Origin of the sequence: Nonomuraea sp. B12E4 (genome assembly GCF_039871825.1) — a bacterium.
Classification (GTDB): domain Bacteria; phylum Actinomycetota; class Actinomycetes; order Streptosporangiales; family Streptosporangiaceae; genus Nonomuraea.
This window is the reverse complement of the sequence record NZ_JBDPME010000001.1, coordinates 151811-176187: the sequence shown is the minus strand read 5'-3', so window position 1 is coordinate 176187 and position 24377 is coordinate 151811. Positions and strand designations below refer to the sequence as shown.

The following is a 24377-nucleotide window of genomic DNA, read 5'->3' as shown; positions in this document are numbered from 1 at the left end:
CAATATGGGGACTCAGGCACACCGTACGCTGTCCGCGGCAGCAGCCCCGCGACATCACCTCGCCCATGATCTCCCGGCTCCCGCCCCGAACCGTCCTTTCACGGGCTGATCGGTGCCGGATGAAAGGACACGGTGGCATGAGCAGGATCACCCGTACTGTCGCCATTCTCACCTTGACCTGTGCGTTCGCCGCTGCTTGCAGCAATCCCGGCAATCAACAACAGACATCTACTTCTAGCGCTAAATCACTGGAAAAGGTGACTTATCTGACCTCGTTCGGCAATTTCGGGCGAGACTCGTACGCCTGGGTCGCGAAGGACAAGGGGTTCTTCCGCGAGGCCGGCCTTGACGTGGACATCAAACCCGGCGGCGGTACGGGCGACAACATCGCGAAGATCCAGGCCGGAGCGGCGATGTTCACCCCGCTCGATCTCACCGGCGTGCTGCTGGCGCGCGGCAACGGCGGCGCCCGGGACATCGTCGTGGTGGCCGGGATCCAGCAGCGGACCATGGCCGCGCTCATCAGCCTCCAGGGCAACGGGATCACCACCCCGAAGGACCTGGAGGGCAAGACCCTGGCCGACACCCCGGGGTCGGTGGTGCGCAACCTCTTCCCCACCTACGCCAAGCTGGCCGGCATCGACGCGAAGAAGGTCACCTGGGTCAACGGCGCGCCCGCGAACCTCATCGGCCTGCTGGCGGGCGGCGCCGTGGCGGGCATCGGCCAGTTCGTGGTGGGCGAGCCGACGGTGGAGTCGGTGGCCAAGGGCAGGCAGGCGGTCGTGCTGCCCTACAGCGATGTGATGAGCGATCTCTACGGCAACGTACTGGTCACCACGGCACAGATCGCCCGGGACCGGCCGGACCTGGCCAAGCGGTTCATCGCTGCCCTGATCAAGGGCCTCGTCCACAGCATCGACCATCCGGACGAGGCCGGCCGGATCCTCCAGAAGAACGTCCCGGCGTCGGCCGCCGCCCCCGCCGCCGCCGAATGCACGCTGATGCGCGCCTTCGTCCGGCCGGAGGGCGCTGCCGGCAACGTGGTCGGCACGATCGATTCGGCGCGGGTCGCGCGCAGCATCGAGCTCCTCCAGGACGCCGGCGCCATGCCCGCCGGGCTGACACCCGACCAGCTCATCAGCGCGGAGCTGACCCCGAAGCCCTGAGGGGGCAGCGTCACCACCGACCGTCACCGGCAGAATCGGGGACCCTCATGACCCACCGTTGCGCATTTCCTTCCCGCCCTGAAGGACGGGGCCTCCACGCCGCGGGTAGTCGGTGACATGGCCGAGGCGGGCGCCGGCCGACCGGCCGCGAGACGTGCCGTCCCCGGCGGGCGCGCGGCGTTCACGGTGGCGGGGTGGCCCGTCCTCGGGCTCGTGGTCACCATCGTGCTCTGGTGGGCGGTCACCTCGGCCGTCCCCCTCGTCCATCCGGCGGTGCTGCCGCCGCCCGCCGAGGTCCTGGCCGCCTTCCGGGCGAAGCCGGCGGAGATGCTCGGCGGGCTGGCCGCGACGACGCTGGAGACGGTGGCCGGGTTCCTGCTCTCCGCCGTCGCCGGGGTGCTGATCGGGCTGCTGCTGGCCGCCTCGCGGGCGGCCGAGCGGATGTTCTCGCCGCTGCTGGTGGCGATCAACGCGGTGCCGAAGATCGCGCTCGGGCCGTTGCTGGTCGTCTCGCTCGGCTGGGGGCAGCGGCCGATCCTGACCATGGTCGTCCTGCTGTCCTTCTTCCCCATCGTGCTCTCCACCACGACCGGCCTGACCACCACCCCCGCCGAGCTCGCCGAGCTGGCCCGGTCCCTGGACGCCTCACGCTGGCAGACCTTCCGCAAGGTAAGGCTCCCGGCCGCGCTGCCGCACGTCTTCGTCGGGCTGAAGGTCGCCATGCCGCTGGCCGCGATCGGCGCCGTGATCGGCGAGTTCCAGGCCGGCGAGGACGGGCTCGGCTACCAGATCGTCCAGTACAGCGGGATCGCCGACAGCGCCACCGCCTGGGCGGCCATCACCCTGCTGGCGGCGATGAGCGTCGCCCTCCACTCCGTCCTCGTGCTCGCCGAACGGCTGGCACTGCCCTGGGTACGGGAAACCACGTCGGGACGCTGACCCGCTCGGCTCCGCGCCCCGGAATCCGGCCGCTACCGGCTGGTACGATCGAGATGCCATGAGCCTCGAACCCGGCAGTGGTCGGCTCCCTCTCACCCTGCCCGAGGTGTCCACCGTCACGACCCTCCGGCAGCGCAACCGGGCGCTGGCCCTCAAGCACGTCATCCTCGCGCAGGAGACGACCCGGGCCGCCATCGCGGAAGAGACGGGCCTGTCCGCGGCCTCCGCGGCCAACCTCGTCACCGACCTGATCGCGGCGGGCCTCGTGGAGGAGCGCGGATCGATCTCCTCGCACGGCGGGCGGCCCATCACGCTCATCGGCCCGCGCACCGAGAGCGCGATCACGATCGGCGCCGACATCGGCGAGCGCGGTGTCGCCGTGGAGATGTTCGACCTGGCGATGAACCGGATCGACCGGGAGTTCCGCGGCGGCGTCACGGAGGAGGCCCCCGAGCGGATCGGCGCCGACCTCCGGGAGGCCCTGGAGGCGCTGCGCGAGCGCAACGCCGGGCGCTGGCCGACGCTGCTCGGCATCGGCCTCGGCCTGCCCGGTGTGGTCGAGACCGCCCCCGACGGGACCCAGATCCTCTACGCCCAGAGCCTGGGCTGGCCGCCCGTCCCCGTCGCGTCCCTGTGCGCCGCCGGGCGCATCCCCGTCCTCGCGGAGAACGGCGCCAAGATGGCGGCCAGGGCCGAGCACTGGTTCGGCAACGCCCGCGGCGCCTCGCACGCGCTGATCACCCTGCTCGGCCGGGGTGTCGGGCTGGGGATCGTCAGCGGGGGGCGGCTGCTGTTCGGCGCCCGCTCCAGTGCCGGGGAGTGGGGGCACATGGTGATCGAGCGGGGCGGCCGGCCGTGCCGGTGCGGCAACCGCGGGTGCGTGGAGTCCTACCTCGGCTCCGATGCGATCCTGTCGGCGTGGCGGGCCGCCGGCGGCGTCTTCGAGGGCACCGGCTGGCGCGCCGTCGGCAAGCTCATCTCCGACGCGCACGCCGGAGACCGGGCCGCGGTGGCGATCGTCGATGACGTGGTCGACTGCCTCGGCGCCGCGCTGGGCGGGCTGGTCAACCTGGCCGGGCCCGAGCGCATCGTCATCGGCGGCTGGGTGGGGCTACGGCTGATGGAGTCCCTGGGCGAACGCATCGCCGAGGCGACCAGGAGACACAGCCTGTCGCGTCCCGGCGGCCAGTTCGAGCTGCTGGTCGCCAAGTTCGGCGGCGACGCCGTGGCCACCGGGTCGGCCCTGCTCCCCCTGGAGGCCCTCATCGCCGCCGACCCCATGTCCCGCGAGGTCGCGGGTCGCTGACGTCCGGCCACCGGAGCCGTCGGCCACCCTTATGTTCCCCGTCATACGCCGTTACCCGATTGTGTGAAATATGCGGCGATTCAACTTAATGTGCGAATCGTTCGGCTAGCAAACTTCGTCACCCCCGTCTCCGGCGGGTTGCGTACCGCGCTCGACGAGCTCGGCGCCGGATACCTCGCGGCCGGCCACGAACCAGTGCTGATCGTGCCCGGCCCCGCCGCCCGTGACGAGCAGACCCGCGCCGGACGGCGCATCACCATTCCCGGCCCTGTCGTCCCCGGCATGGGCGGATATCGCGTCATCGCGGGCAGGCGGCGGGTCCGGCGGCTGCTCGACGACCTCGGACCCGACCGGCTGGAGGTGTCGGACCGGACCACGCTGCGCTGGACCGGCTCCTGGGCCAGAGCCGCGGGCATACGATCGGCGATGGTGTCCCACGAGAGCCTGGCGGGGCTGCTGCGCCTCTACCGCCTGCCCTCCCGCCATCTCGGCGACCGGCTCAACCGGGCCAGCGCCGAGGCGTTCGACACGGTGATCTGCACCACCGACTGGGCGGCGGCCGAGTTCCGGCGGCTCGGCGTGCCGAACCTGCTCCGCGTGCCCCTGGGGGTGGACCTCACCACCTTCACCCCGAGCCGCTACGACGCCCGGCTGCGTGCCGGCCTGGCCCGGCCGGGCGAGCACCTCCTGGTGCACTGCGGCCGTATGTCGCCGGAGAAACGCCCCGACCGCTCGATCCGGGCGCTGGCCGAGCTGCGGCGCAGGGGCGTGCCCGCGGTGCTGGTCGTGGCCGGTGACGGGCCGCTGCTGGGATCGCTGCGGGAACGGGCGGCCGGGCTGCCGGTCCGGTTTCTTGGCCACCTCGCCGACCGGGAGGCGCTGGCCGGTCTGCTCGCGACCGCCGACGTGGCGCTCGCGCCCGGCCCGGTCGAGACGTTCGGGCTGGCCGCGCTCGAAGCGCTGGCCAGCGGAACTCCGGTGGTGGTCAGCAGCGACAGCGCCCTGCCCGAGGTCGTCGGCCCGGCCGGGGCCGCGGCGGAGGACGACCCGGCGGCCTACGCCGACGCGGTCATGGCCCTGCTCGACCCGCGCTTCGGCGCGGCGGCGCGGGACCAGGCCGAGCGCTACACCTGGCCGGCCGCCGTCCAGGGCTTCCTGCGGGCCCACGCCCTGATCGACATGTCGGTGAGGCCGCGATGACGGCTCCCCTGCGGATCGCCGCGCTCGGCGACTCGGTGACGGCGGGCATCGGCGACCCCGTACCGGCGCGCGGCTGGACCGGCCTGCTGGCCGGCGCGCTGGGCGCGTGCGGCCCGGTCGAGCTGAGCAACCTCGCCACCTGCGGCGCCCGCTCCGTGGACGTGGCCCGCGAGCAGCTCCCCCAGGCCCTGAAACTGCGGCCGGCGGTGACCACGCTCCTGGTCGGCGTCAACGACACCCTGCGCGGCCGGTTCGCCCCGCCGGAGATCGCCCGGGACCTGGAGGAGGTGGTCGTCGAGCTCGGCCGCGCGGGCAGTCTCGTGCTGACCGCCACCCTGCCCGACCCCGGCCTGCTGCTACGCATCCCGGGCGCGCTCCGCCGCCCGCTGTCCCGCCGCATCTGGCTGATCAACGACATCGTGACCGCCCTCGCCGAACGACACCAGACCCTGCACCTCGACCTCGCCGGAAACCCGGCGCTGTACGAATCGCGCCTGTGGAGCGGGGACCGGCTCCACCCCAACGAACGCGGGCACCGGCTGCTCGCCCGGCTCGCCGCCGAGCAACTGGGCGCCCACGCGTTCCCCGCCCTGCTCCCCGATCCGGAGCCGGGCGAACCCGAACCCGCCGCCTGGCGGAGCATTCCGCTCCTGATCGCCGCGGGCACCGCCTGGCTGGCCCGGCGCTGCTTCGACTTCCTGCCCACCTTCGCGGTGCTCGTCGCCAAAGAGCTCTGGCGCCCGCAGCCTGAGCAGCGCGTTGACCAGGAATTCGCCTGGCGGAACCCTGCCGGGCAGCCGGCCGTCGCGAACGGATGGGATGAATCGCCCTATGAGGGTCGCCATCGTGACCGAGTCGTTCCTGCCGCAGGTGAACGGGGTCACCAACTCCGTCTGCCGCATCCTTGACCACCTGGCCGACACCGGCCACGAAGCCACCGTCATCGCCCCCGAGCCCGCGCCCGCCACCTACGCCGGATTCCCCGTCCATCCGGTCCGCAGCCTCGCCCTGCCCTTCTACCGGTCCGTCAACGTCGGCCTGCCCTTCGCCGGGCACATCACGCGGAGGCTGCGCGACTTCAAGCCGGACGTGGTCCACCTGGCCTCCCCGGTGTTCCTGGGCGCGGCCGGGGCGGTCGCCGCGCGGCGGCTCGGCGTCCCCTCGGTCGGGGTGTTCCAGACCGAACTGGCCGGGTACGCCCGCCGGTACGGCGTGCCCGGCGCGAGCCCGATCATCTGGTCCTGGCTCGCGCGCATCCACCGGCAGACCACCCTTACCCTGGCGCCCTCCACCGCCACCCTGCGCGAGCTGGCCGCCCACGGCATCCCCCGGCTGGCGCTGTGGCGGCGCGGCGTCGACCTCGACCTGTTCCATCCCCGGCACCGCGTCGCCGGGCCGGGCGACGGCCCGATCACCGTGGGCTATGTGGGCAGGCTCGCCGCCGAGAAGCGCCCCCACCTGCTCGCCTCCGTCGCGGACCTGCCCGGCACGCGGCTCGCCGTCGTCGGGACGGGCCCGGAGGACGAGCGCCTGCGGCGGCTGCTGCCGAGCGCGCGCTTCTACGGCCTGCGCACCGGGTACGAGCTGACCCGCCTGCTGGCCTCGTTCGACGTGTTCGTGCACACGGGCAGCAACGAGACCTTCTGCCAGGCCGTACAGGAAGCGCTGGCCTGCGGCGTCCCCGTGGTGGCCCCCGCCGCCGGCGGGCCGCTCGACCTGATCACCCCGGGCGTCAACGGGCTGCTCTACCCGCCGGACGACACCGCGCGGCTGCGTGCCGCCGTCGCCACGCTCGCCGCGGACCCGGCGCTCCGGCTCCGGGCGGCCGGGCAGGCCAGGGCGTCCGTCGCGGGCCGCACCTGGACGGCGGTCTGCGAGGAGCTGGTCCAGCACTACACGGCTGTGGGCGGCGCGGACCCCGAGATGCAGCCGGCCGGTCCCGAGGCCGGGCTCGGCTGGGGCACGCCCTGACCTGGACCCGCTGTCGACGAACCGGCGCCGCTCAGGGGAGATCGTGCGTGAGGCCCGGGACGGCGAGGTGGACGGGGCCGTCGAAGTACAGCTTGGCCTCGGCCCTGCGGGCCTGCCGGGCGGCGTCGTCGTGGGGCAGGTGGGTGAGCATGAGCTGGGCGGCCCCCGCCGCGTGCGCGGCGCGCGCGGCGTCGGCGGCGCTGAGGTGGCCGTGCCGGGTGCCGTCGGCGCCGCCAGCCGGTCGGTCGCCGCGTCGCTTTCCTGCCCGCCCACCGGCGCCTGGTTGTCGTCCGTGAGCCCGCTCAGGCCGGTCCCGTGGCGAGGTCCAGCAGGAAGTCCTTCACCTCGGTGGCGGCGAGCTGGGGTCGCGCGGCGGACGCGTCGGAGCACAGCAGCACCGGGGCGTCGGCGGGGTCGGCGGGCAGGCGGCCGTGCGAGCCGCGTACCGCCTGGGCGCCGGCGTCCAGGCCGACCACGCTCATCAGGTAGCGCAGGCCGAGCTTCTTGCGTGCCAGGGCCGCGGCCGCCCGGCGTTTGGCCGCCGCCGGTGCCGCGGGGTCGAAGAACAGCTCGGCCGGGTCGTAGCCGGGTTTGCGGTGGATGTCGACGAGGCGGGCGAAGTCGGGCGCGGCGGTGTCGTCGAGCCAGTAGTAGTAGGTGAACCAGGAGTCCGGCTCGGCGACCAGCACCAGCTCGCCGGAGCGGGGGTGGTTCAGGCCGTGCGCCGCCTTGCCGGTCTCGTCCAGCACCTCGGCCACGCCGGGCAGCCCGGCGCATCGCTTCGCCACGGCGGCCACGTCGCCGGGGTCGCGGACGTACACGTGCGCGACCTGGTGATCGGCCACGGCGAACGCGCGCGACGTCCACGGGTCGAGGTACTCCATGCCGTCCTGCCGGTAGACGCGCAGCAGGCCCTCGGCGCGCAGCGCGCGGTTGACGTCCACGGGCCTGGCGACGTCGGTGATGCCGTACTCCGACAGCACGACCACGGTCGCGTCGCGGGCCGCGGCCGCCGCCAGCAGCGGCGCGAGCACCTGGTCCAGGGCGGCCGCCGCGGCGGCGGCCTGCGGCGCCGACGGGCCGAACCGCTGCAGGTCGTAGTCGAGGTGCGGGACGTAGACCAGGGTCAGATCGGGCCGGTGGGCGGCCATGACGCGCTGCGCCGCCCGGCAGATCCACCGCGAGGACGGCAGGCCGGCGCCCGGCCCCCAGTACGTGAACAGCGGGAACGTGCCGAGGGCGGCGGTCAGGTCGTCGTGCAGTTCGGGCGGGTCGGTGTAGCAGTCGGGTTCCTTGCGGCCGTCGGCGTGATAGATGGGGCGCGGGGTGACGGTCCAGTTGACGTCGGCGCCCATGGCGTACCACCAGCAGATGTTGGCCACCGTGTAGCCCGGCTGCCGCCGGCGGGCCGCCTGCCACAGCTTCTCGCCGCCGACCAGCGCGTTGTGCTGCCGCCACAGCAGCACCTCGCCCAGCTCGCGGAAGTACCAGCCGTTGCCGACGATGCCGTGCCCGGCCGGGGTGGCGCCGGTCAGGAACGTCGATTGCACGGTGCAGGTGACCGCGGGCAGCACGGTGCCGAGCGGGGCCTGGAATCCCCGCTCGGCCACGGCCCGCAGGCTCGGCATGTGCGCGAGCAGCCGTGGCGTCAGCCCGACGATGTCCAGCACGACCAGGGGTTTCATCGGCTCACCTCATCCAGCACGACCAGGGGTTTCATCGGCTCACCTCCGCGGGGAGCAGGGAGCGGGCGAAGGCCAGTTCGGCGGCGATGCCGCCGGCCAGCGCGGCGGCGTCGCGGGGCCGCTGCTCGGGCGGCAGCACGTCCCAGGTGTAGGTCTCCACGTCGAAGTGGTCGCAGGCCGGTTCGGGGCCGGCGAGCAGCTCGCGTACGGCGGCTCGCAGCAGCGGCACGGTCGAGGAGAGCGGGGCGGCGGGCGCCGCGTGCAGCGGAACATGGTAGTGGACCCGCCACGGGCCGGGCAGCCGCTCGGCCAGCGCCTGGTCCAGGTCGTCCGCGGCGACGCCCAGCGACGAGCGGGTCTGGTGCAGGAACCGCGGTTCGACATAGGCCCGCAACGCCTCCTCCGCCGCGACGGGATCGGCGGCCTCCAGTGCGGCGGAGAGCTGTACCTTGACCACCGGCAGCCCGGCGGCGCGGAGCCGGTCGAGCGCGGCGGCCGGTTCCTCCCAGGCGACGGCCAGGTGGGCGAGGTCCAGGCAGATGCCGAGCCATCGGGTGTCGATGCCGGACAGCAGCGCGGCGGCCTGGGCGGTGTTCTCGATGACGCAGCCCGGCTCGGGCTCGAAACCGACACGAACCGGGCGGCCCGTGGTCGCGGCGAGGTCGTCGAGGCCGCGCGCCAGCTCGTCCAGGTGCCGCCGCGCGACGTCGGCGCGCGCCGGGTCCCAGAGTCGCCGCCAGGCCAGCGGCAGGGTGGAGACCGAGCCGCGGGCCGCGCCGTCGGGCAGCAGGTCGACCAGGATGCGGGCCAGGTCGAGGGTGTAGGTGAGCCGCTCCCGGCTCGTCCAGTCGGGACGGTAGACGGCGTGCTTGACCACGGGCGCGTGGAAGGCGCCGTACGGGAACCCGTTGAGGGTCACCACCTCCAGGCCGCGGACGTCGAGCTCCCGGCGCAACCGGCGGCGCAGGGTCGCGTCGGCGGCCAGTTCGGCGGCCGTCGGTGCGGGCAGCCACAGCCCGAGGCCGAGCACGTCGGCCGCCAGCTCGCGGCGTACGGCGACCGCGTAGGTGTCGAACTGCGCGAGGATGCCGTCCAGGTCCTCGGCCGGGTGCACGTTGGTGCAGTAGCTCAGGTGATGCATCAGCTACCGCCTCGCAGGATCGAGTTCCCGGCGAACGTGGCCTGGCGGGTGGTGCCGCCTGTTTGCTCGCCGTGGGCTTCGGTCTCCGGCAGGGTCAACCTCCCGGACTGGCCGTAGAACTCGACGGGATTGCGCCACAGCACCCGGTCGACGTCGTCGTCGGTGAAGCCGCCGGCGAGCATCGCCTCCCCGGTGTACACCGTCAGCAGCGGGTCGGAGCGGCCCCAGTCGGCGGCCGAGTTGACCAGCACCCGCTCCAGCCCGTACCGGCGGAGGATCTCCACCATCCGGGGTGGCGACATCTTGGTGTCGGGGTAGATGGAGAAACCGAGCCAGACCCCGGCGTCGCGGGCCCTGGCGACGGTGACCTCGTTGAGGTGGTCGAGGGTCACCCGGGCCGGGTCGATGCCGGACTCGGCGACGACGGCGAGGCTGCGCTCGACGCCGCGCTCCTTGTCCCGGTGCGGTGTGTGCACCAGCGCGGGCAGGTCGTGCTCCAGCGCGAGCGCGAGTTGCGCGGCGAAGACCTCGTCCTCCTCCGGCGTCATCGCGTCGTAGCCGACCTCGCCGACCGCCACCACCCCGTCCTTGTCCAGGTAGCGGGGCAGCAGGTCGAGGACGGGACGGCAGCGTGGGTCGTTGGCCTCCTTGGGGTTCAGCGCGATGGTGGCGTGGTGGTGGATGCCGAACTGGCTCGCCCGGAACGGCTCCCAGCCGACCAGCGCGTCGAAGTAGTCGGCGAACGAGCCGGGATTCGTACGCGGCTGGCCCAGCCAGAAGGCCGGCTCGACCACCGCCCGCACTCCGGCCGCGGCCATCCGCTCGTAGTCGTCCGTGGTGCGCGAGGTCATGTGGATGTGGGAATCGAAGACACGCATCAGGCCTCCTTGTCCTGCTCCAACGGGGCGACTCTGTCCAGTACGGCCGTGACGTCGCCCTTCTCCGGCCGGGCGGCTCTCTGCGATCCGGCCGTGGCGTCGGCCTGCTCCAGCGAGACCACTCGCCTCAGGAGCGTCAGGGCGTCGCCCGGCACCGTACGCCCGGCCGCGCGGCGTTCCCGGACGAATCCGTCCAGCATCGCGGCCAGCTCGGCGTCCGCCCGCTCGTCCAGGCCGTGCACCTGCTCCAGCGGCACGCCCATGAAGACGCATTTGAGCACACCCTGCCGCCAGGCCGCGTCGTCCAGGCGGGTCGCGTACGGGCTGAGGGCCGCCGCCACGAGCCGGGGATCGTTCGTCCGCAGCGCGTCGCGCAGCAGGGGCAGGCCCGCGTCACCGATCGGCAGCAGCGGCAGCGCCTTCAGCACGGCCAGCTTCTCACCCGCGTCCCCGTGCTGGTAGGCGGTGTCGACCGCGGCAGGCATCCTGGCCGGCGGCAGCGCGGCGAGCAGCAACGCCCGCGCGGCCTGATCCGCGCTCCACCCGGGTTCCGCCCGCAGAAGCGCCCGCCCGCACTGACGGCCCGCGGCCGCGAACAGCCGCTCCAGCCCGTCCGGCTCGATCACCACCCGGGCCACGGCCCCGGCGAGCCACCCGCCGGTGGTCAGGGCACCGTGGTGGACGAGCGCGCTGCGCAGTCCATCCAAAGTCGTCATCGCTCCTCCTGTCCAGCCGCCGTGTCAGCGCGCGACGGCGCTCCCGGCCCGCCACCGTCGATCGGCGATGCCACCGATCCCCCGCCGCCCTCCGGGCCCGCCACCGAACCACCACCCTCCGGTGGCCACGTCACCGGACCGAGCTGCCGTGGGGCCGGGGTCGCGGCCGCAAGCGCGGCTGCTCGGCGCAGGAAGTCGATCGAGCGCGCCGCCACGGCGGGCGCGGCGTGCGCGTGGCGGGGCAGTTCCACCGACACCAGCCCGCGATAGCCGGCCGCCGTGAGCGCGGCCAGCACCGGCGGGAAGTCGATCTCGCCGTCGCCGAACTCCAGGTGCTCGTGCACGCCCCGGCGCATGTCGTCGATCTGTACGTTGACCAGGTACGGCGCGGAGACGGCGACGCATTCCGGCACCGGCAGTGGTTCCAGGCAGCGGCAGTGCCCGAGGTCCAGGGTGACGCCGAAGCCGGGCGGATGGCCCAGGTCGGCGTGCAGCCGCAGCCAGCCCGCGAGATCGGCCACCAGCATGCCGGGCTCCGGCTCGAACCCGAGCCTGACGCCGGCCTCCGCGGCGACCTTGACGATCTCGGCACAGCCGCGTACCAGCCGATCCCACGCGTCGGGCACCCCCGGCGGGGGCACTCCCGCCCAGCAGGAGACGGCCTCGGCGCCCAGGTCGGCGCCCACCCGCACCGCCAGCCGCAGGTACTCCAGACGTCGCTCCGGATCGTCGTGCAGCAGCGTCGGCGCGTGCTTGTGCCAGGGGTCCATCAGGTAACGCGCACCGGTCTCGATCACCACGGCCAGCCCCAGCCGGTCGAGGTCCGCGGCCACCCGCGCGGCCCGCCGGGCCAGGCCGGGCTCGAAGGGGTCGAGGTGGCCGGTGTCCAGGGTCAGAGCGACGCCGTCGTAACCCAGATCCGCCAGCACGGTCAGCGCCTCGGGCAGCCGGTGGTTGGTGAATCCGTTCGTCCCGTAGCCGAAGCGCAGCGGCGGGTCCGCTGGTGTCGTCATGTCGGGGACACCTTCCGGGACAGCCGCCGGCCCAGCAGCGCGGCGAGGGCCACGCACAGCCCGGCCACGGGCGCACCGGCCCGCGCCGCAAGGGCACCCTGCAACAGCGGCAACTCGGTGATGCCGGCCCCAACCGCACCACGCACACGCTCCGGCGAGGGCTCAGCCAGCGCCCGCGCCTGTGCGGCCCCGTACCGAACGGCATACCCAACCGCCAGCACGCCGGCCAACCCCGGCCTGAGGCCAGAAGCGCCGCCCACCCCCGGGCTGTGGCTGGTGGTCAGGTTCGGGCCGGGGGCGGTGGCGGCCGCGGAGGTGGCGAGGGTGGCGGCGAGGGTCGTCGCGGGGAGGGCGCGGCCGGTGCCGGAGACTTCGTAGCGGGACAAGGTCGTCACCATGTAGGTGTGTGCGGCCACCGTCAGCGCGGGCGGGATCGCCCTGGCGACGGCACCGCCTGCCCCGGGCGGCGCCGATCGGGCGGCGCAGGCGCCCAGCAGCACGTCCAGGCCCCGGCAGGCGGCCATCATGGCCGGGCCCGCACGGGTGTTCTTGGCGCGCAGGTCGTAGGCCCACACCGCACCGGCCAGCGGAAGCGCGACTGTGGCGGCCCGCCGGCCTCCGGTCGCCACCGCGAGCGCCAACCCGGCCATGGTCAGGCCCGCTGCCACGGCCACCGCCTGGCCCGGGCTGATCCTGCCGGACGGGATGGGCCGCTCCGGCCGCTCGCGGGCGTCGAGGTCCCGGTCGGCCCAGTCGTTGGCGGCCATCCCGCCCCAGTAGAGACAGACCGAGGCCGCGATCAGCCCGAGGGTCGCGGGGCGCAGCGTCCCGGCCGCGGCCGCCCCGGCCACCGCATCGCCGGGCACCGACAGCGCGGCCGGGGCCCGGACCAGTTCGGCGAGGTCACGCCAGCTCGGACGGTCAGCCATCGGCCAGCCCTCGCACGAAGCCCACCAACACGGCCCACTGTTCGGCCAGCGAGTGGGGGACGCCGCCGAGCCCGTCCTGGGTGTGGTAACCGCCGGGCGAGTTGAGGGCTCCCGACGGGCCGGATTCCCCGGACGGGCCGGAACCGCCGGGCGAGCCCAAGGCGCCACGGGGGTCGGAATCGTCGCGTGGGGTGGGAGCGCCGGTTCGGTCTATGGGGCCGAGGGGGTCTTTGAAGAAGAAGGCCAGTTCGGGGAGGGGGCCTGTGCGGCCGGTGGTGTGGGCGGCGGTGGTCAGCCGGGCCAGGTCGAGGATCAGCGGGGCGGCCAGGGCTGAGTCGCAGCCGTGCCAGGTGAACTCCATCCGCATCGCGGTGCCCAGGAAGCCGGTGAAGGTGATCAGGTCCCAGGCCGTCTTGAAGTCGCCGATGTCGTCCACGTACTCGATGAGGCTGGTGCCCTGGGGCTGGTAACCGAGGGTTTCGGCGAGGACTCGTTGTTTGCTGGCGGCCTTGGCGGCGTTCGCGGCGGGGTCGGCGAGGTTGGCGCCGTCGCCGCCGCCCAGCAGGTTGGTGCCGGACCACGTACGCACCCGGAGGTTGCGCATGGCGAACATGGGGGCCAGCACGGACTTGACGAGGGTTTCGCCGGTTTTGCCGTCGTGGCCGGCATAGGGCACGCCTGCCCGGATGGCCAGTTCGTGCAGCGCCGGGAGGCGGGCGCCGGTGGAGGGGGTGAAGTCGACGAAGGGGCAGCCCGCGGTGAAGGCGGCGTACGCGTTGAGCGAGCTCGGCGGCAGGACGTCCCCGGGGGTGGCGAGGGCGGCTTCGAGTGTCGCCAGGCCGCCGTGGGCCGGGTGCGGTGGCGTGGCGGGTTCGGTGGAGGCCACGTTGATCACGACGACCCGGTCGAGGTCGTGCCGCTGCCGGAAGTCGTCGATGTCGGCGGCGATGAGGCGCGCGGTCTCGTACTGGGTGCCGGCCTGCGGCACCGGGCGCAGCGCGTGCTGGACGGCGGCCAGGTCGGCCTCCACGGCGGCGGCGATCCGCGCCGGCAGGACACCGGCTGCGACCAGTGCCTCCGCCTTCTTGATCAGCGGTGTGGCGGTGATGTCGTGGCCGCCGAAGACGAGGTCGGACAGGGCGGGCACGGCGGGGTTACGCAGATGGGGAAGTTCGGTGACGCAGCCGTACGGCTCGGTCAGACCCGCGCGCAGCGCCGCCGCGCCGGCGATGGTGGTCACCGCGACCGATCCGCGGGCTCCGATCAACCAGATTCCGGTGCTCATGCAGCTCGCTCTCTTTCTCGCCCTTCTTCGTGGGTGGGGTGGGGATCCCGGCGGCCGGAGCCGGGGATCGTCGTGGGTATGGAGTCGTGGGTGCGGAATCGTGGTGGATGCGGAGTCGTGGGGGCCGGGGGGTGCGGGCTCGGTGTTGGGGTCCGGGGAGGGTTCCCGGACCCGCCCCAGTGGTCAGCTCGTGCCGTAGACCTCGAAGGAGAACAGGGAGTAGCCCCAGCCCGTGCCTCGGGCCGTGCCGTAGATGCGGACATAGCGGGTCGAAGCGTTCAGGCCGGTGTTGTCGTCCTCACCCCCGTTGCCGCCGGTCACCGAGCGCACGCTGGTCCAGGTGCTGCCGTTGGGCGAGGTCTGGATCTGGTACGCCGACCCGTACGCGGCCTCCCACAGCAACCGGACCCGGTTGACCGTGTACGTGCCACCCAGATCCACCTGGATCCACTGCGGATCGGAGAACGCGCTCGACCACCGCGTCGTCGCCGACGCGTCCACCGCCGCCGAGGCCGGGTACGCGGCCGACTCCAGGCTGGAGGCGGTCGCCGGCTTGTTCAGCGCCAGGTTGGAGACGGGTGGCTGCGTGCCCGAAGGCTTGATCCGGACGTTGCGGAAGGCGACCTGGTCGGCGCTGCCGTGGTTCTGCAGGCCGACGTACCCGTCCAGACTGCGGTTGGGGTCGGTGTTGGTGAAGTCGTTGATCAGGGAGCCGTTGAGGTACACGCGGATGCGCTGGCCCTCGACGAGGATCTCGAAGGTGTTCCACTCCCCCGGCGGGTTGAGCGCCGCGTCGCGGGCGGCGAGGTCGGCGGACTTGAACCCGTAGATGGCACCGGTGGTGCGGTCCGCGGTGTCGCTGGCGTCGATCTGGATCTCGTACCCCTGGTTGACCGCGACGTTGGGGTCGCCGCCGGGGTTGGGGAAGCCGACGAAGATGCCGGAGTTGCTGTCCCCGGTGAGCTTCCAGTCCGCCTTCAGCGAGTACGAGGTGTACTGCTGGGCGTTGTACCAGAACAGGCCCATGCCTCCGGAGGAGGTCAGCGTGGCGTCGGAGTTGCCGAAGCCACCGGGCCCGGACTGCGCCCAGCCGCTGGTGGAACCGTTGTAGAGGGCGGTGTAGCCGGTCTCGGGCCGGCAGTCGGCCTTGGTCTGCCGGGCCGCGTACCGGATGCCGCCGAGCAGTTGGGAGCGGAAGGCGGGCTCGGCGTAGGACTGCTGGGTGTGGCCGAAGCCGGTGTAGAACGAGCGCCCGCTGTCGATCGTCTTGCACCAGGTGATCGGATGGTCGCCGCCCATCGAGCCGCCGGAGTAGGACGACTCGTCGAGGGTCGCGAGGACGCGGGCGGTGCCGCGTGGGTTGGTCTGGTAGTTGTACAGCTCGTCGGTGCGCGTCCAGGTCTGCGGCAGGTGCGCCGTGGCCGCGTGGGCCCGGTTCTCGGTCCTGGAGTTGACCTGCTGGATCGCCGGATGGCTGGCGAAGTAGGCGCCGACGAGCTGGCCGTAGAAGGGCCAGCCGTACTCGGTGTCGGCGGCGGCGTGCACGCCCACATAGCCGCCGCCACCGCGGACGTAGGACTCGAACGCGCTCTGCTGGCTCGCGTTGAGCACGTCACCGGTGGTGCTGAGGAAGACGACCGCCTCGTACTGGGCGAGGTTGGCCGTGGTGAACGCGGCGGCGTCCTCGGTGGCGGTGACCGTGAAGGTGTTGGCGGCGCCGAGGTCGCGGATGGTCTGGATGCCGACGGGGATGGAGTCGTGCCGGAATCCGGCGGTCTTGGAGAAGACGAGGACGTCGTAGGGGACGTCGGCGGCCGCGGCCGGAGCGGCGGCGGACAGGCTGCCGGCGGCCAGGGCGATGGCGGCGCTCACACCTGCCAAGAGTCTGCGCATGGATCCTCCAGTTGCTGCGGTGCTGGCGTGGTGCTCAGTTGCTGCCGTAGACCTCGAACGAGAACAGGGAGTAGCCCCAGCCCGTGGCTCGGGTGGTGCCGTAGATGCGGACGTAGCGGGTGGAGGCGTTCAGGCCGGTGTTGTCGTCCTCGCCGCCGTTGCCGCCGGTCACCGAGCGCACGCTGGTCCAGGTGCTGCCGTTGGGCGAGGTCTGGATCTGGTACGCCGACCCGTACGCGGCCTCCCACAGCAACCGGACCCGGTTGACCGTGTACGTGGCACCCAGATCGACCTGGATCCACTGCGGATCGGAGTACGCGCTCGCCCACCGCGTCGTCGCCGACGCGTCCACCGCCGCCGAGGCCGGATAGGCGGCCGCCTCCGTGCTGGAGGCCGTGGCCGGCTTGTTCAGCGCCAGGTTCGTCGCGGGCGGCTGGCCGCCGCCGTTGAGGGTGAAGGCGTCGATGTCGAACAGCGACCCCGCGCCGCCGGTGAAGACCAGGTAGAGGGCCGACATACTGGCCGGGGGCGTGACGGTGCCGGTGACGTTGGCCCAGGTCTCCCAGCCTCCGGTGGGGGCGACCGTGGCCGTACCGAGCACCGTGCCGGTCGCCGAGCCGGAGCGCAGTGTCAGCGTGCCGCCCGCGCCGGCGGAGGCGACCCGCGCGGTGAAGGAGGTGACCCCGGCCAGGTTGTACGGCGTGAACGAGATCCAGTCGCCGTTGTCGATGAAGCCCACCGCGTTGCCGCCGTTGGCCGATCCCTTGGCCACGATCGTCACGCCCTGCTGGGCGCTGTAGTGCTCGGCCTGGCGGGTACGCGGCTGCAGCACGGCCTGCGACGCGTGGATGGCCGTGGTCGAGCCGGGCGGCGTGTACTCGGCGTCGAGCACGCCGAAGATGTTGGCGTTGGGGTCGTGCTCGCCGTCGGCGGTGGTCTGGAGCGTGCCCGAGCATCCGGTCGCGCTGGTCAGCGCGTGGCCGTGGCTGTCGTGGCCGAGGATGTAGTTGACCTTGACCCGGCCGCAGTCGACGTTGGGGTTGTTCGGATCGCTGACGCTGACCTGGAACGGGATCGCGTCGCCGAAGTTGAACACCCGCCCGTTGGGCGGGGAGGTCAGGGTGACCGTCGCCTGGCCGACGCTGATGACGACGCTGGCCGTGGCGCTGCGGCCGGTGCTGTCGGTCGCCGTGAGCGTCGCGGTGAACTGGCCGTTGGAGGTGTAGGTGAAGGTCGGGTTGGCGGCGGTGGAGTCGGTGCTGCCGTTGGTGGTGAAGTCCCACGCGTACGTGATCGGGTCGCCGTCCGGGTCGGTGGTGCCCGCGGAGCTGAACTGCACGGCGAGCGGCGCGTTGCCGCTTCTCGGGCTGGCACCCGCCGCCGCGATCGGAGCCTGGCCGGTGCCGGCGTTGTACTCGATGCGGTAGACGGCGGAGTTGGCGTCGCCGCCGAACCAGCCGGTGCCGTAGTCGAGCACGTACAGGGCGCCGTCCGGCCCGAACTCCAGGTCCATCACCTGGGTGCCGGTGTAGGCGGGGAACGACTCGATCGTCCCGACCCCGCCGCCGGACGTCACGGTGGCGGTCTTGATCCAGCGCCGGCCGAACTCGCCGAGGAACACCCTGCCGTCCATGGCCTGGGGGAACTTCACGTCCGAGGCGAGCGCGGCGTCGTAGCGGTAGACCGGGCCGCCCATCGGCGACAGGCTGCCGCAGCACAGCTCCGGCCGGTCCTGCCCGGCCCCGTACGGCAGCCACGCCGCCCGCGAGGCGGGAAGCTGGGTGATGCCGGTGTTGCGCGGCGAGTTGTTCGTCGGCCCGCCGGCGCAGTTGTAGGCCGAGCCCGAGGGCCCGCTGGGGAAGGTGAACTCGATGTAGGGCACGTTGAACTGCGAGCAGTACGGCCAGCCGTAGAAGCCGGGCTGGGTGATGCGCTCGAACGACACCGACGCGGCCGGTCCGCGCGTCGAGCTGGCGGTGCCGGCGTCGGGTCCGTAGTCGCCCAGGTAGACGATGCCGGTCGCCCTGTCCACGCTCATCCGGAACGGGTTGCGGAAGCCCATGGCGTAGATCTCGGGCCGGGTGCCCGCGGTGCCGGGGGCGAACATGTTGCCCGCCGGGACGGTGTAGCCGCCGGTGGCGCCGGGCTTGATCCGCAGCACCTTGCCCCGCAGGTCGTTGCTGTTGCCGGAGCTGCGCTGCGCGTCGAAGGCCGGGTTGCGGTCGGCGCGCTCGTCGATCGGCGTGTAACCGCTGGAGTCGAACGGGTTGGTGTCGTCCCCGGTGGACAGGTACAGGTTGCCGGCCGCGTCGAAGTCGATGTCACCGCCGACGTGGCAGCACATGCCACGGCTGGTGGGCACGTCCAGGATGGTGACGGCCGAGGACGCGCTGATCGTGTGGTCGGCGTTGACGGTGTAGCGGGCCAGCCGGTTCACGCCGTTGAACGGGGCGAACTGGGCGGCGGTGCCGGTGGCCGGCGCGTCACCGGCCGGGGTGCTCAGCGGCGGGGCGAAGTAGACGTAGACCCATCGGTTGGAAGCGAAGTTCGGGTCGGCCTTGATGCTCTGCAGGCCCTCCTCGTCGTGGGTGTACACCGGGATGGTGAGCGCCACTTTGGTATTGCCCAGCGAATCGGTGTAGCGAATCGTGCCGTCACGCGAGGTGTGCAGGACGCCCCGGTTGGGCAGGACGGTCAGGCCCATCGGCTCGCCGGTCTCGGCCACGCCCTTGGCGAGGGTCACCTGCGTGTAGCCGGCCGCCATGGCCGGGGACGGGACGGCGAGGCCGAGGGCGGCCACGGTGATCGCGATGCATAAAGCCAGTCTTCGTAACATGATCGGTGGTTCCGCTTCCTGTCGAAGGACTTTCAGACAGGCGTGCGCCGCTCACGCCAACGACACGGAGATGGACTCCCGCCCATCGGAGGCGTCGTTCCCGGCACGCTGCCGACCTCGCCGAATCGGCCGGCGGGTGCCGGTCGTGCGTTGTTGCCGCTCTTGTGCTGGGCGGACCGTACGGTGTCATGGGGGACGCCCCGCTCATCGGCCGGGTGGGAGTCGGTACCCGTGGGCGCCGGTACCGGCAGCGCCCAGCGGTCTCCACCCGGCGTGAAGAGCGGGGCCGGGTCGCCAGGGTGGTCGGCGTCCGCCCTGCCGGCCCTGCTCTCCCCCTTCGGTGCGGTCGATCAGGACCGCGGTGGTGGCGCGGCTCGGCGCGCCAGGCGATCGTCGTGCGGTCATGACGCCTCCGCGAAGGCGAGGTCGCTGGCCAGGAAGCTCGCGCCCGCGACGCCGGCGCGGGTGCCGAGCTCGGACAGCACGACGGGAAGGTTGCCGGTGGCCAGGGGCAGCGAGCGCCGGTAGACCACGCTGCGGATCTCGGCGAGCAGTACGCTGCCCAGCCCGGTCAGCCCGCCACCGATGACGATCATGGACGGGTTGATGAAGCTGACCAGCCCGGCCAGCACGCCGCCGAGCCGCCGGCCGCCCTCCCGGATGAGGCGCAGGGAGGTGGCGTCGCCCTCGGCCGCGCACTCGGCCACGTCCTTGGCGCTCACCGAGCCGTACAGGGTCAGCCGCCGCGCCAGGGCCGCCGAGGCGCCCGAGCGCGCGGCGGCGGTGGCCTCCCGCTCCAGCGCGATGCCGCTGAACAGCGCCTCCAGGCAGCCGATGCTGCCGCAGGTGCAGACCGGGTCGTGTGGTTGGACCTGGATGTGGCCGATGTCGCCGGCGCAGCCGTCCGAGCCTCGGTAGAGCTCGCCGCCGAGGAGGATGCCGCAGCCGACGCCGCTGCCGATCTTGACGAAGAGCATGCTCTCGGCGGAACGGGCGACGCCGCCGTGGCGCTCCCCCACCGCCATGACGTTGACGTCGTTGTCGACCACCACGGGGCAGTGGTGCTCGTGGGCCAGCAGACGGCGTACGGGATAGCGGTCCCAGCCCGGCATGATCGGTGGTGAGACGGGGACCCCGTCGCGGAAGCTGACGGGACCGGGCACGCCGATGCCGATGCCGTTGAGGCGCCGGTAGGCGCCCTCGGCGCGGAGCTTGGCCAGGATGGCGTCGACCCGGCTCAGCACCGCCTGCGGGCCGGAGCGGATGTCGGCGGGCTCGCTGTAGGCGGCGATCGGCCCGAGGCGGCCGTCGGTGATCTCGATGTCGATCGAGGTGGCCCCGAGGTCGACGCCCGCGAAGCGGATGCCGGGATGGAGCTCGACGAGAGTGGAGCGGCGGCCCCCGCGCGAGGCGGACGGGCCGGCTTCGCGGACCAGGTCGCTGGCCACCAGCCTTTCGAGTTCGGCGATCACCCGGGTGCGGGGCAGGTTGAGCCGATTGCCGAGGTCGGCGCGGGACAGCGGTCCCTCGTCCCTCAGCAGGCGGAGCAGGCGGCGCTGGAAGTCCAATTCGCTGCACCTCCTGCCACTTTCACTACCTTTGCGGCTGGTTGTGCCGCAAGATTAAAGTGTTACGTCCATGTTGTCCATATGTTTCGTTCACGCATCTGAACTTTTGCCTTGACTCATCGAAAGGTCGGCATTGGCCGGCGCTTCGGCCGGTCAGGTGGTGCAAAACGCGGCGGCAGGCCGCTGGGCTGGAAACTTTCACCGGAGGCTAACCCCTCAGTCCCGATCTGAACAGCACTCCCGAGGGCCGCGACGAAACCCCACCGAGGGCCCGAGGCGCCGGCCCGACCCCTTCTACCTGGCGATACGGCCCATGCCTGCGAGTTCCGTCCCGCAACGGTCACCCGCGCGCCAGGTCCCTACTTTTCATGATTTCAACGGAATGGTGGTTGATCTGCGACAAAGGTCTTTCCTGCGGTGGCGGAAGCAGGTACGTTCCACCCGACATCGGTTGCGCCGAGGGGTGGTAGGTGAAGTCGAACCGGCCGGAGAACTCCCACCAGGCGGCACTGCTGCGCGTGCTGCGGGACGGGCCACGATCGCGGGCCGAGCTCGCGGACCTCATCGCCGGCCCGGCCGCCCCCGGCGGCTTCCCGGTGAGCGCGCTGCCGGTCAGCGGCGTCTATCCGCACCCGGGCCGGATGTCACGCTCCAAGCTCAACTCCGAGCTGGACCAGCTGGTCGGGCTGGGGCTGGTCGAGCTTGACGGGCTGGCGGCCTCGCGCGGCGGCCGCCGCTCCGGCCAGGTGCGGCTGTCGCGCAACACCCGCTTCGCGGGCATCGACATCGGGGCGACCTCGGTCGACGTGGCCGTCACCGACGGCGAGCTGCGCGTGCTGGGCCATGTGAGCGAGCCGTGCGACATCAGGCTCGGCCCCGCGCACGTGCTCGACCGGGTGCTCGTGCTGGCCGGCAAGCTGCGCGAGCAGGGCCTGTTCACCCAGTTGCACGGAGCCGGGATCGGGGTGCCGGGACCGGTGAGCTTCGCCGAGGGGTTTCCGGTCGCGCCGCCGATCATGCCCGGCTGGGATCGGTATCCCATGCGGGAGACGGTCAGCCAGGAGCTCGGCTGCCCGGCCATGCTGGACAACGACGTCAACATCATGGCGCTCGGCGAACTGCACGCCGGGGTGGCCCGGCAGGTCGGCGACTTCCTGCTGCTCAAGATCGGCACCGGCATCGGCTGCGGCATCGTCGTGGACGGCAAGATCTATCGCGGCGTCTCAGGCAGCGCCGGCGACATCGGGCACATGCGGGTCGACGAGCTCGGCCCGGTGTGCGCGTGCGGCAACACGGGCTGCCTGGAGGCGTACTTCGGCGGTGCCGCCCTGGCCTCCCAGGCACAGGCCGCGGCTCGCTCGGGCCGCTCGTCCTTCCTGGCCGAACGCCTGGCCGCGGCCGGACGGCTGTCCGCCGAGGACGTCGCCGCGGCCGCCACCCAGGGCGACGCGGCGGCGATCCAGCTCATCAGGGACGGCGGCCGCCGCGTGGGCCAGGTCCTGGCGGGGCTGGTCAGCTTCTTCAACCCGGGCCTGGTGATCATCGCGGGCGGGGTGGCCCAGCTCGGCCACGTGCTGCTCGCGGAGATCCGCAGCGTCGTCTACCGCCGCTCGCTGCCACTGGCGACCGGTAACCTGCCCATCGTCCTGTCCGAGCTGGAGGACATCGCCGGGGTCGTCGGTGGCGCCCGCCTCATCAGCGATCACGTCTACTCCGCCTAGACCGCCGCGACCCACCGGAATCTCCACGCGCCGGGCCCGATCGATCACCCGGTGTTCGCGGGCCAGGTCTTGGCCACCAGAGTGAGCACGTCGTACGTGGCGACCGGCCGTCCTTCCTGGTTGGTCACGAGGGCGTCCCAGCGGACCTCGCCGTAGTCCGCGCCGCTGCGCGGGGTGATCTGCTTGACCGTCAGGGTCACGGCGATCGCGTCGCCGGCCTTGAGCGGGGTGAGGAAGCGCAGGGCGTCCACGCCGAAGTTCGCCAGGACGGGGCCGGGCGCCGGGTCGACGAACAGGCCGGCGGCCAGCGACACCACCAGGTAGCCGTGGGCGACGATGCCGCCGAAGAGCGGGTTGCGCGCGGCGGCCTCGGGGTCGGTGTGCGCGTAGAAGGTGTCCCCGGTGAACTCGGCGAAGTGGTCGATGTCGGCGCCGGAGACCGTACGCGGCGTGGAGCTGATCGTGTCGCCGACGCGCAGCTCGGCCAGGGACTTGCGGAACGGGTGCACGCCGGACTCGGTGCGCCTGGCGCCGGTGGTCCACCGGCCGGTGACGGCGGTGAGCAGGTCGGGAGAGGCCTGGACGGCGGTGCGCTGCATGTGGTGCAGCACCCCGCGGATGCCGCCCAGCTCCTCGCCGCCGCCGGCCCGCCCGGGACCGCCGTGTACGAGGACCGGCAGCGGAGAGCCGTGCCCCGTGGACTCCTGGGCGTCGTCCCTGTCCAGCACGAGCACCCGGCCGTGCCACGGCGCGAGCCCGAGCACGACGGACCGGGCGATGTCCGGGTCGTGGGTGGCGACGGAGGCGACCAGGCTGCCCCTGCCCCGGGCGGCCAGGGCGACGGCCTCCTCGACGCCGTTGTAGGTGAGCACCGTGCCCACCGGGCCGAACGGCTCCACGTCGTGCGGCTCGGTGGCCCCTGGACGGGCGCGCAGCAGGAGCGGGGTCATGAAGGCACCGCGCTCGGGGTCGCCGTCGAGCAGCGGACCGCCCCCGGGGTCGCCGGCGACGACCCCGGCGCTCGCGCGCAACGCCTCGACGGCCTTGCGCACCTCGTCGCGCTGGCCGAGGCTGGCCAGCGCGCCCATCCGCACCTCCGGGTTGCGCGGGTCGCCCACGGCCACCTTCGCCAGGCGTGCGGCCAGCGCCTCGACCACCGCGCCGGCCAGCGCCTCGGGGACGAGCACGCGGCGGATGGCCGTGCACTTCTGCCCGGCCTTGACCGTCATCTCGGTGACGACGCCCTTGACGAACAGGTCGAACTCCGGATCGTCCGGCCGCACGTCGGGCCCGAGGATCGAGCAGTTGAGCGAGTCGGCCTCGACGCCGAGCAGGACGCCGCCGTCGAGCACGTTCGGGTGGCGGCGCAGGACGCCCGCGGTGTGCGCGGAGCCGGTGAAGGCGACGGAGTCCTGGACCGTCAGCTCGTCGAGCAGCCCGCCCGCGCCGCCGGCGAGGAGTTGGAGCGAACCCTCGGGCAGGATCCCCGACTCGATGATCTGCCGGACGGCCGCCTCGGCGAGGTAGGCGGTCTGGCTCGCGGGCTTGACGATCGACGGCAGCCCGGCGAGGAAGGCCGGGCCGAGCTTCTCGAGCATGCCCCAGACCGGGAAGTTGAAGGCGTTGATCTGGACCGCCACGCCCGGCCGGGAGGTGTAGAGGTGCTGGCCGACGAAGGTCCCGCCCTTGCCCAGGCGCTCCAGGCCGCCGTCGAGGAAGACCGTGTCGTTCGGCAGCTCGCGGACGCCCTTGCTCGCGTAGCTGAACAGGGTGCCGATGCCGCCGTCCACGTCGATCGCGGTGTCGCGCGCGGTGGCGCCGGTGCGCACGGACAGCGCGTACAACTCCTCCTTGCGCTCCAGCAGGTGTTTGGCCAGCGCCTTGAGCAGGGCCGCCCGCTCGTGGAAGGTCAGGGCTCGCAGGGCCGGCCCGCCGGTGCCGCGAGCGTGCCGCACCATGGCGGCGAGGTCCAGCCCCCGGCTTGAGATCCGTCCGACCTGCTCGCCCGTGGCGGCGTCGAGCAGTGGTTCGCCATCGTCGGCCGCCCGGAACCATCGTCCGGCGGCGTAGCTTTCCAGCAGCGCGCTCACGCCGCCTCCTTTCGCCCGGGGACTCCTGTTCGCCCCCGGG

General features: G+C 72.9%; 18 protein-coding genes. 7 read left to right on the top strand and 11 right to left on the bottom strand.

The annotated features are described in order from the left end of the window. The first annotated feature begins 257 nt into the window (after nucleotides 1–257). From ABGB18_RS00810 to ABGB18_RS00785, 6 genes are all read left to right on the top strand, one after another. Complete coding sequence (locus ABGB18_RS00810; RefSeq protein ID WP_347693298.1) at nucleotides 258–1166, top strand: ABC transporter substrate-binding protein; 909 nt, start codon at nucleotides 258–260, stop codon at nucleotides 1164–1166. 117 nt (nucleotides 1167–1283) lie between these two features. Continuing rightward, nucleotides 1284–2105 (top strand): ABC transporter permease, encoded by an 822-nt coding sequence (locus tag ABGB18_RS00805; protein ID WP_347693297.1) that lies wholly within the window; start codon nucleotides 1284–1286, stop codon nucleotides 2103–2105. 58 nt (nucleotides 2106–2163) lie between these two features. Next, nucleotides 2164–3411 carry an ROK family transcriptional regulator gene (locus tag ABGB18_RS00800; RefSeq protein ID WP_347693296.1) on the top strand — a complete coding sequence of 416 codons (1248 nt, stop codon included), beginning with the start codon at nucleotides 2164–2166 and terminating at the stop codon, nucleotides 3409–3411. Between the two features lie 90 nt (nucleotides 3412–3501). Next, nucleotides 3502–4611, top strand: a complete 1110-nt coding sequence (locus tag ABGB18_RS00795; RefSeq protein ID WP_347693295.1) for a glycosyltransferase — start codon at nucleotides 3502–3504, stop codon at nucleotides 4609–4611. Next, entirely contained in the window at nucleotides 4608–5519 is a 912-nt protein-coding gene (locus ABGB18_RS00790) for an SGNH/GDSL hydrolase family protein (protein ID WP_347693294.1), read from the top strand. The genes ABGB18_RS00795 and ABGB18_RS00790 overlap by 4 nt, the downstream gene beginning before the upstream one ends. Continuing rightward, the gene (locus ABGB18_RS00785; protein WP_347693293.1) at nucleotides 5443–6582 is read left to right on the top strand and encodes a glycosyltransferase family 1 protein; all 1140 of its coding nucleotides are present in this window, start codon (nucleotides 5443–5445) and stop codon (nucleotides 6580–6582) included. The genes ABGB18_RS00790 and ABGB18_RS00785 overlap by 77 nt, the downstream gene beginning before the upstream one ends. A gap of 302 nt (nucleotides 6583–6884) precedes the next feature. Here ABGB18_RS00785 and ABGB18_RS00780 read toward each other — a convergent pair whose 3' ends face one another. From ABGB18_RS00780 to ABGB18_RS00735, 10 genes are all read right to left on the bottom strand, one after another. Beyond that, complete coding sequence (locus ABGB18_RS00780) at nucleotides 6885–8267, bottom strand: nucleotide pyrophosphatase/phosphodiesterase family protein (protein WP_347693292.1); 1383 nt, start codon at nucleotides 8265–8267, stop codon at nucleotides 6885–6887. 31 nt (nucleotides 8268–8298) lie between these two features. Next, a complete protein-coding gene (eboE, locus tag ABGB18_RS00775; protein ID WP_347693291.1) occupies nucleotides 8299–9408 on the bottom strand; it encodes a metabolite traffic protein EboE in 1110 nt (369 codons plus the stop codon). Further along, nucleotides 9408–10286, bottom strand: a complete 879-nt coding sequence (locus tag ABGB18_RS00770) for a TatD family hydrolase (RefSeq protein ID WP_347693290.1) — start codon at nucleotides 10284–10286, stop codon at nucleotides 9408–9410. Before ABGB18_RS00770 ends, eboE begins: the two co-directional genes overlap by 1 nt. Next, the gene (locus tag ABGB18_RS00765) at nucleotides 10286–11002 is read right to left on the bottom strand and encodes an EboA domain-containing protein (protein WP_347693289.1); all 717 of its coding nucleotides are present in this window, start codon (nucleotides 11000–11002) and stop codon (nucleotides 10286–10288) included. The genes ABGB18_RS00770 and ABGB18_RS00765 overlap by 1 nt, the downstream gene beginning before the upstream one ends. Further along, entirely contained in the window at nucleotides 10999–12015 is a 1017-nt protein-coding gene (locus ABGB18_RS00760; RefSeq protein ID WP_347693288.1) for a sugar phosphate isomerase/epimerase family protein, read from the bottom strand. The genes ABGB18_RS00765 and ABGB18_RS00760 overlap by 4 nt, the downstream gene beginning before the upstream one ends. Then, the gene (locus ABGB18_RS00755; protein ID WP_347693287.1) at nucleotides 12012–12944 is read right to left on the bottom strand and encodes an SCO3242 family prenyltransferase; all 933 of its coding nucleotides are present in this window, start codon (nucleotides 12942–12944) and stop codon (nucleotides 12012–12014) included. Before ABGB18_RS00755 ends, ABGB18_RS00760 begins: the two co-directional genes overlap by 4 nt. Continuing rightward, nucleotides 12937–14229: an inositol-3-phosphate synthase gene (locus ABGB18_RS00750; RefSeq protein ID WP_347693286.1), complete on the bottom strand. Its 1293-nt coding sequence runs from the start codon at nucleotides 14227–14229 to the stop codon at nucleotides 12937–12939. The genes ABGB18_RS00755 and ABGB18_RS00750 overlap by 8 nt, the downstream gene beginning before the upstream one ends. A gap of 183 nt (nucleotides 14230–14412) precedes the next feature. Continuing rightward, a complete protein-coding gene (locus ABGB18_RS00745) occupies nucleotides 14413–16122 on the bottom strand; it encodes a ThuA domain-containing protein (protein WP_347693285.1) in 1710 nt (569 codons plus the stop codon). Nucleotides 16123–16156: 34 nt separating this feature from the next. Next, on the bottom strand, nucleotides 16157–18958 hold the full coding sequence (locus ABGB18_RS00740) for a carbohydrate-binding protein (protein ID WP_347693284.1): 2802 nt from the start codon (nucleotides 18956–18958) through the stop codon (nucleotides 16157–16159). Between the two features lie 401 nt (nucleotides 18959–19359). Next, a complete protein-coding gene (locus tag ABGB18_RS00735; protein ID WP_347693283.1) occupies nucleotides 19360–20526 on the bottom strand; it encodes an ROK family protein in 1167 nt (388 codons plus the stop codon). 470 nt (nucleotides 20527–20996) lie between these two features. Here ABGB18_RS00735 and ABGB18_RS00730 point away from each other — a divergent pair, with 470 nt between their 5' ends. After that, complete coding sequence (locus ABGB18_RS00730; protein ID WP_347693282.1) at nucleotides 20997–22247, top strand: ROK family protein; 1251 nt, start codon at nucleotides 20997–20999, stop codon at nucleotides 22245–22247. Between the two features lie 44 nt (nucleotides 22248–22291). Here the strand turns inward: ABGB18_RS00730 and paaZ are convergent, their stop codons facing one another. Further along, nucleotides 22292–24337 (bottom strand): phenylacetic acid degradation bifunctional protein PaaZ, encoded by a 2046-nt coding sequence (gene paaZ / locus ABGB18_RS00725; protein ID WP_347693281.1) that lies wholly within the window; start codon nucleotides 24335–24337, stop codon nucleotides 22292–22294. Nucleotides 24338–24377: the final 40 nt, after the last annotated feature.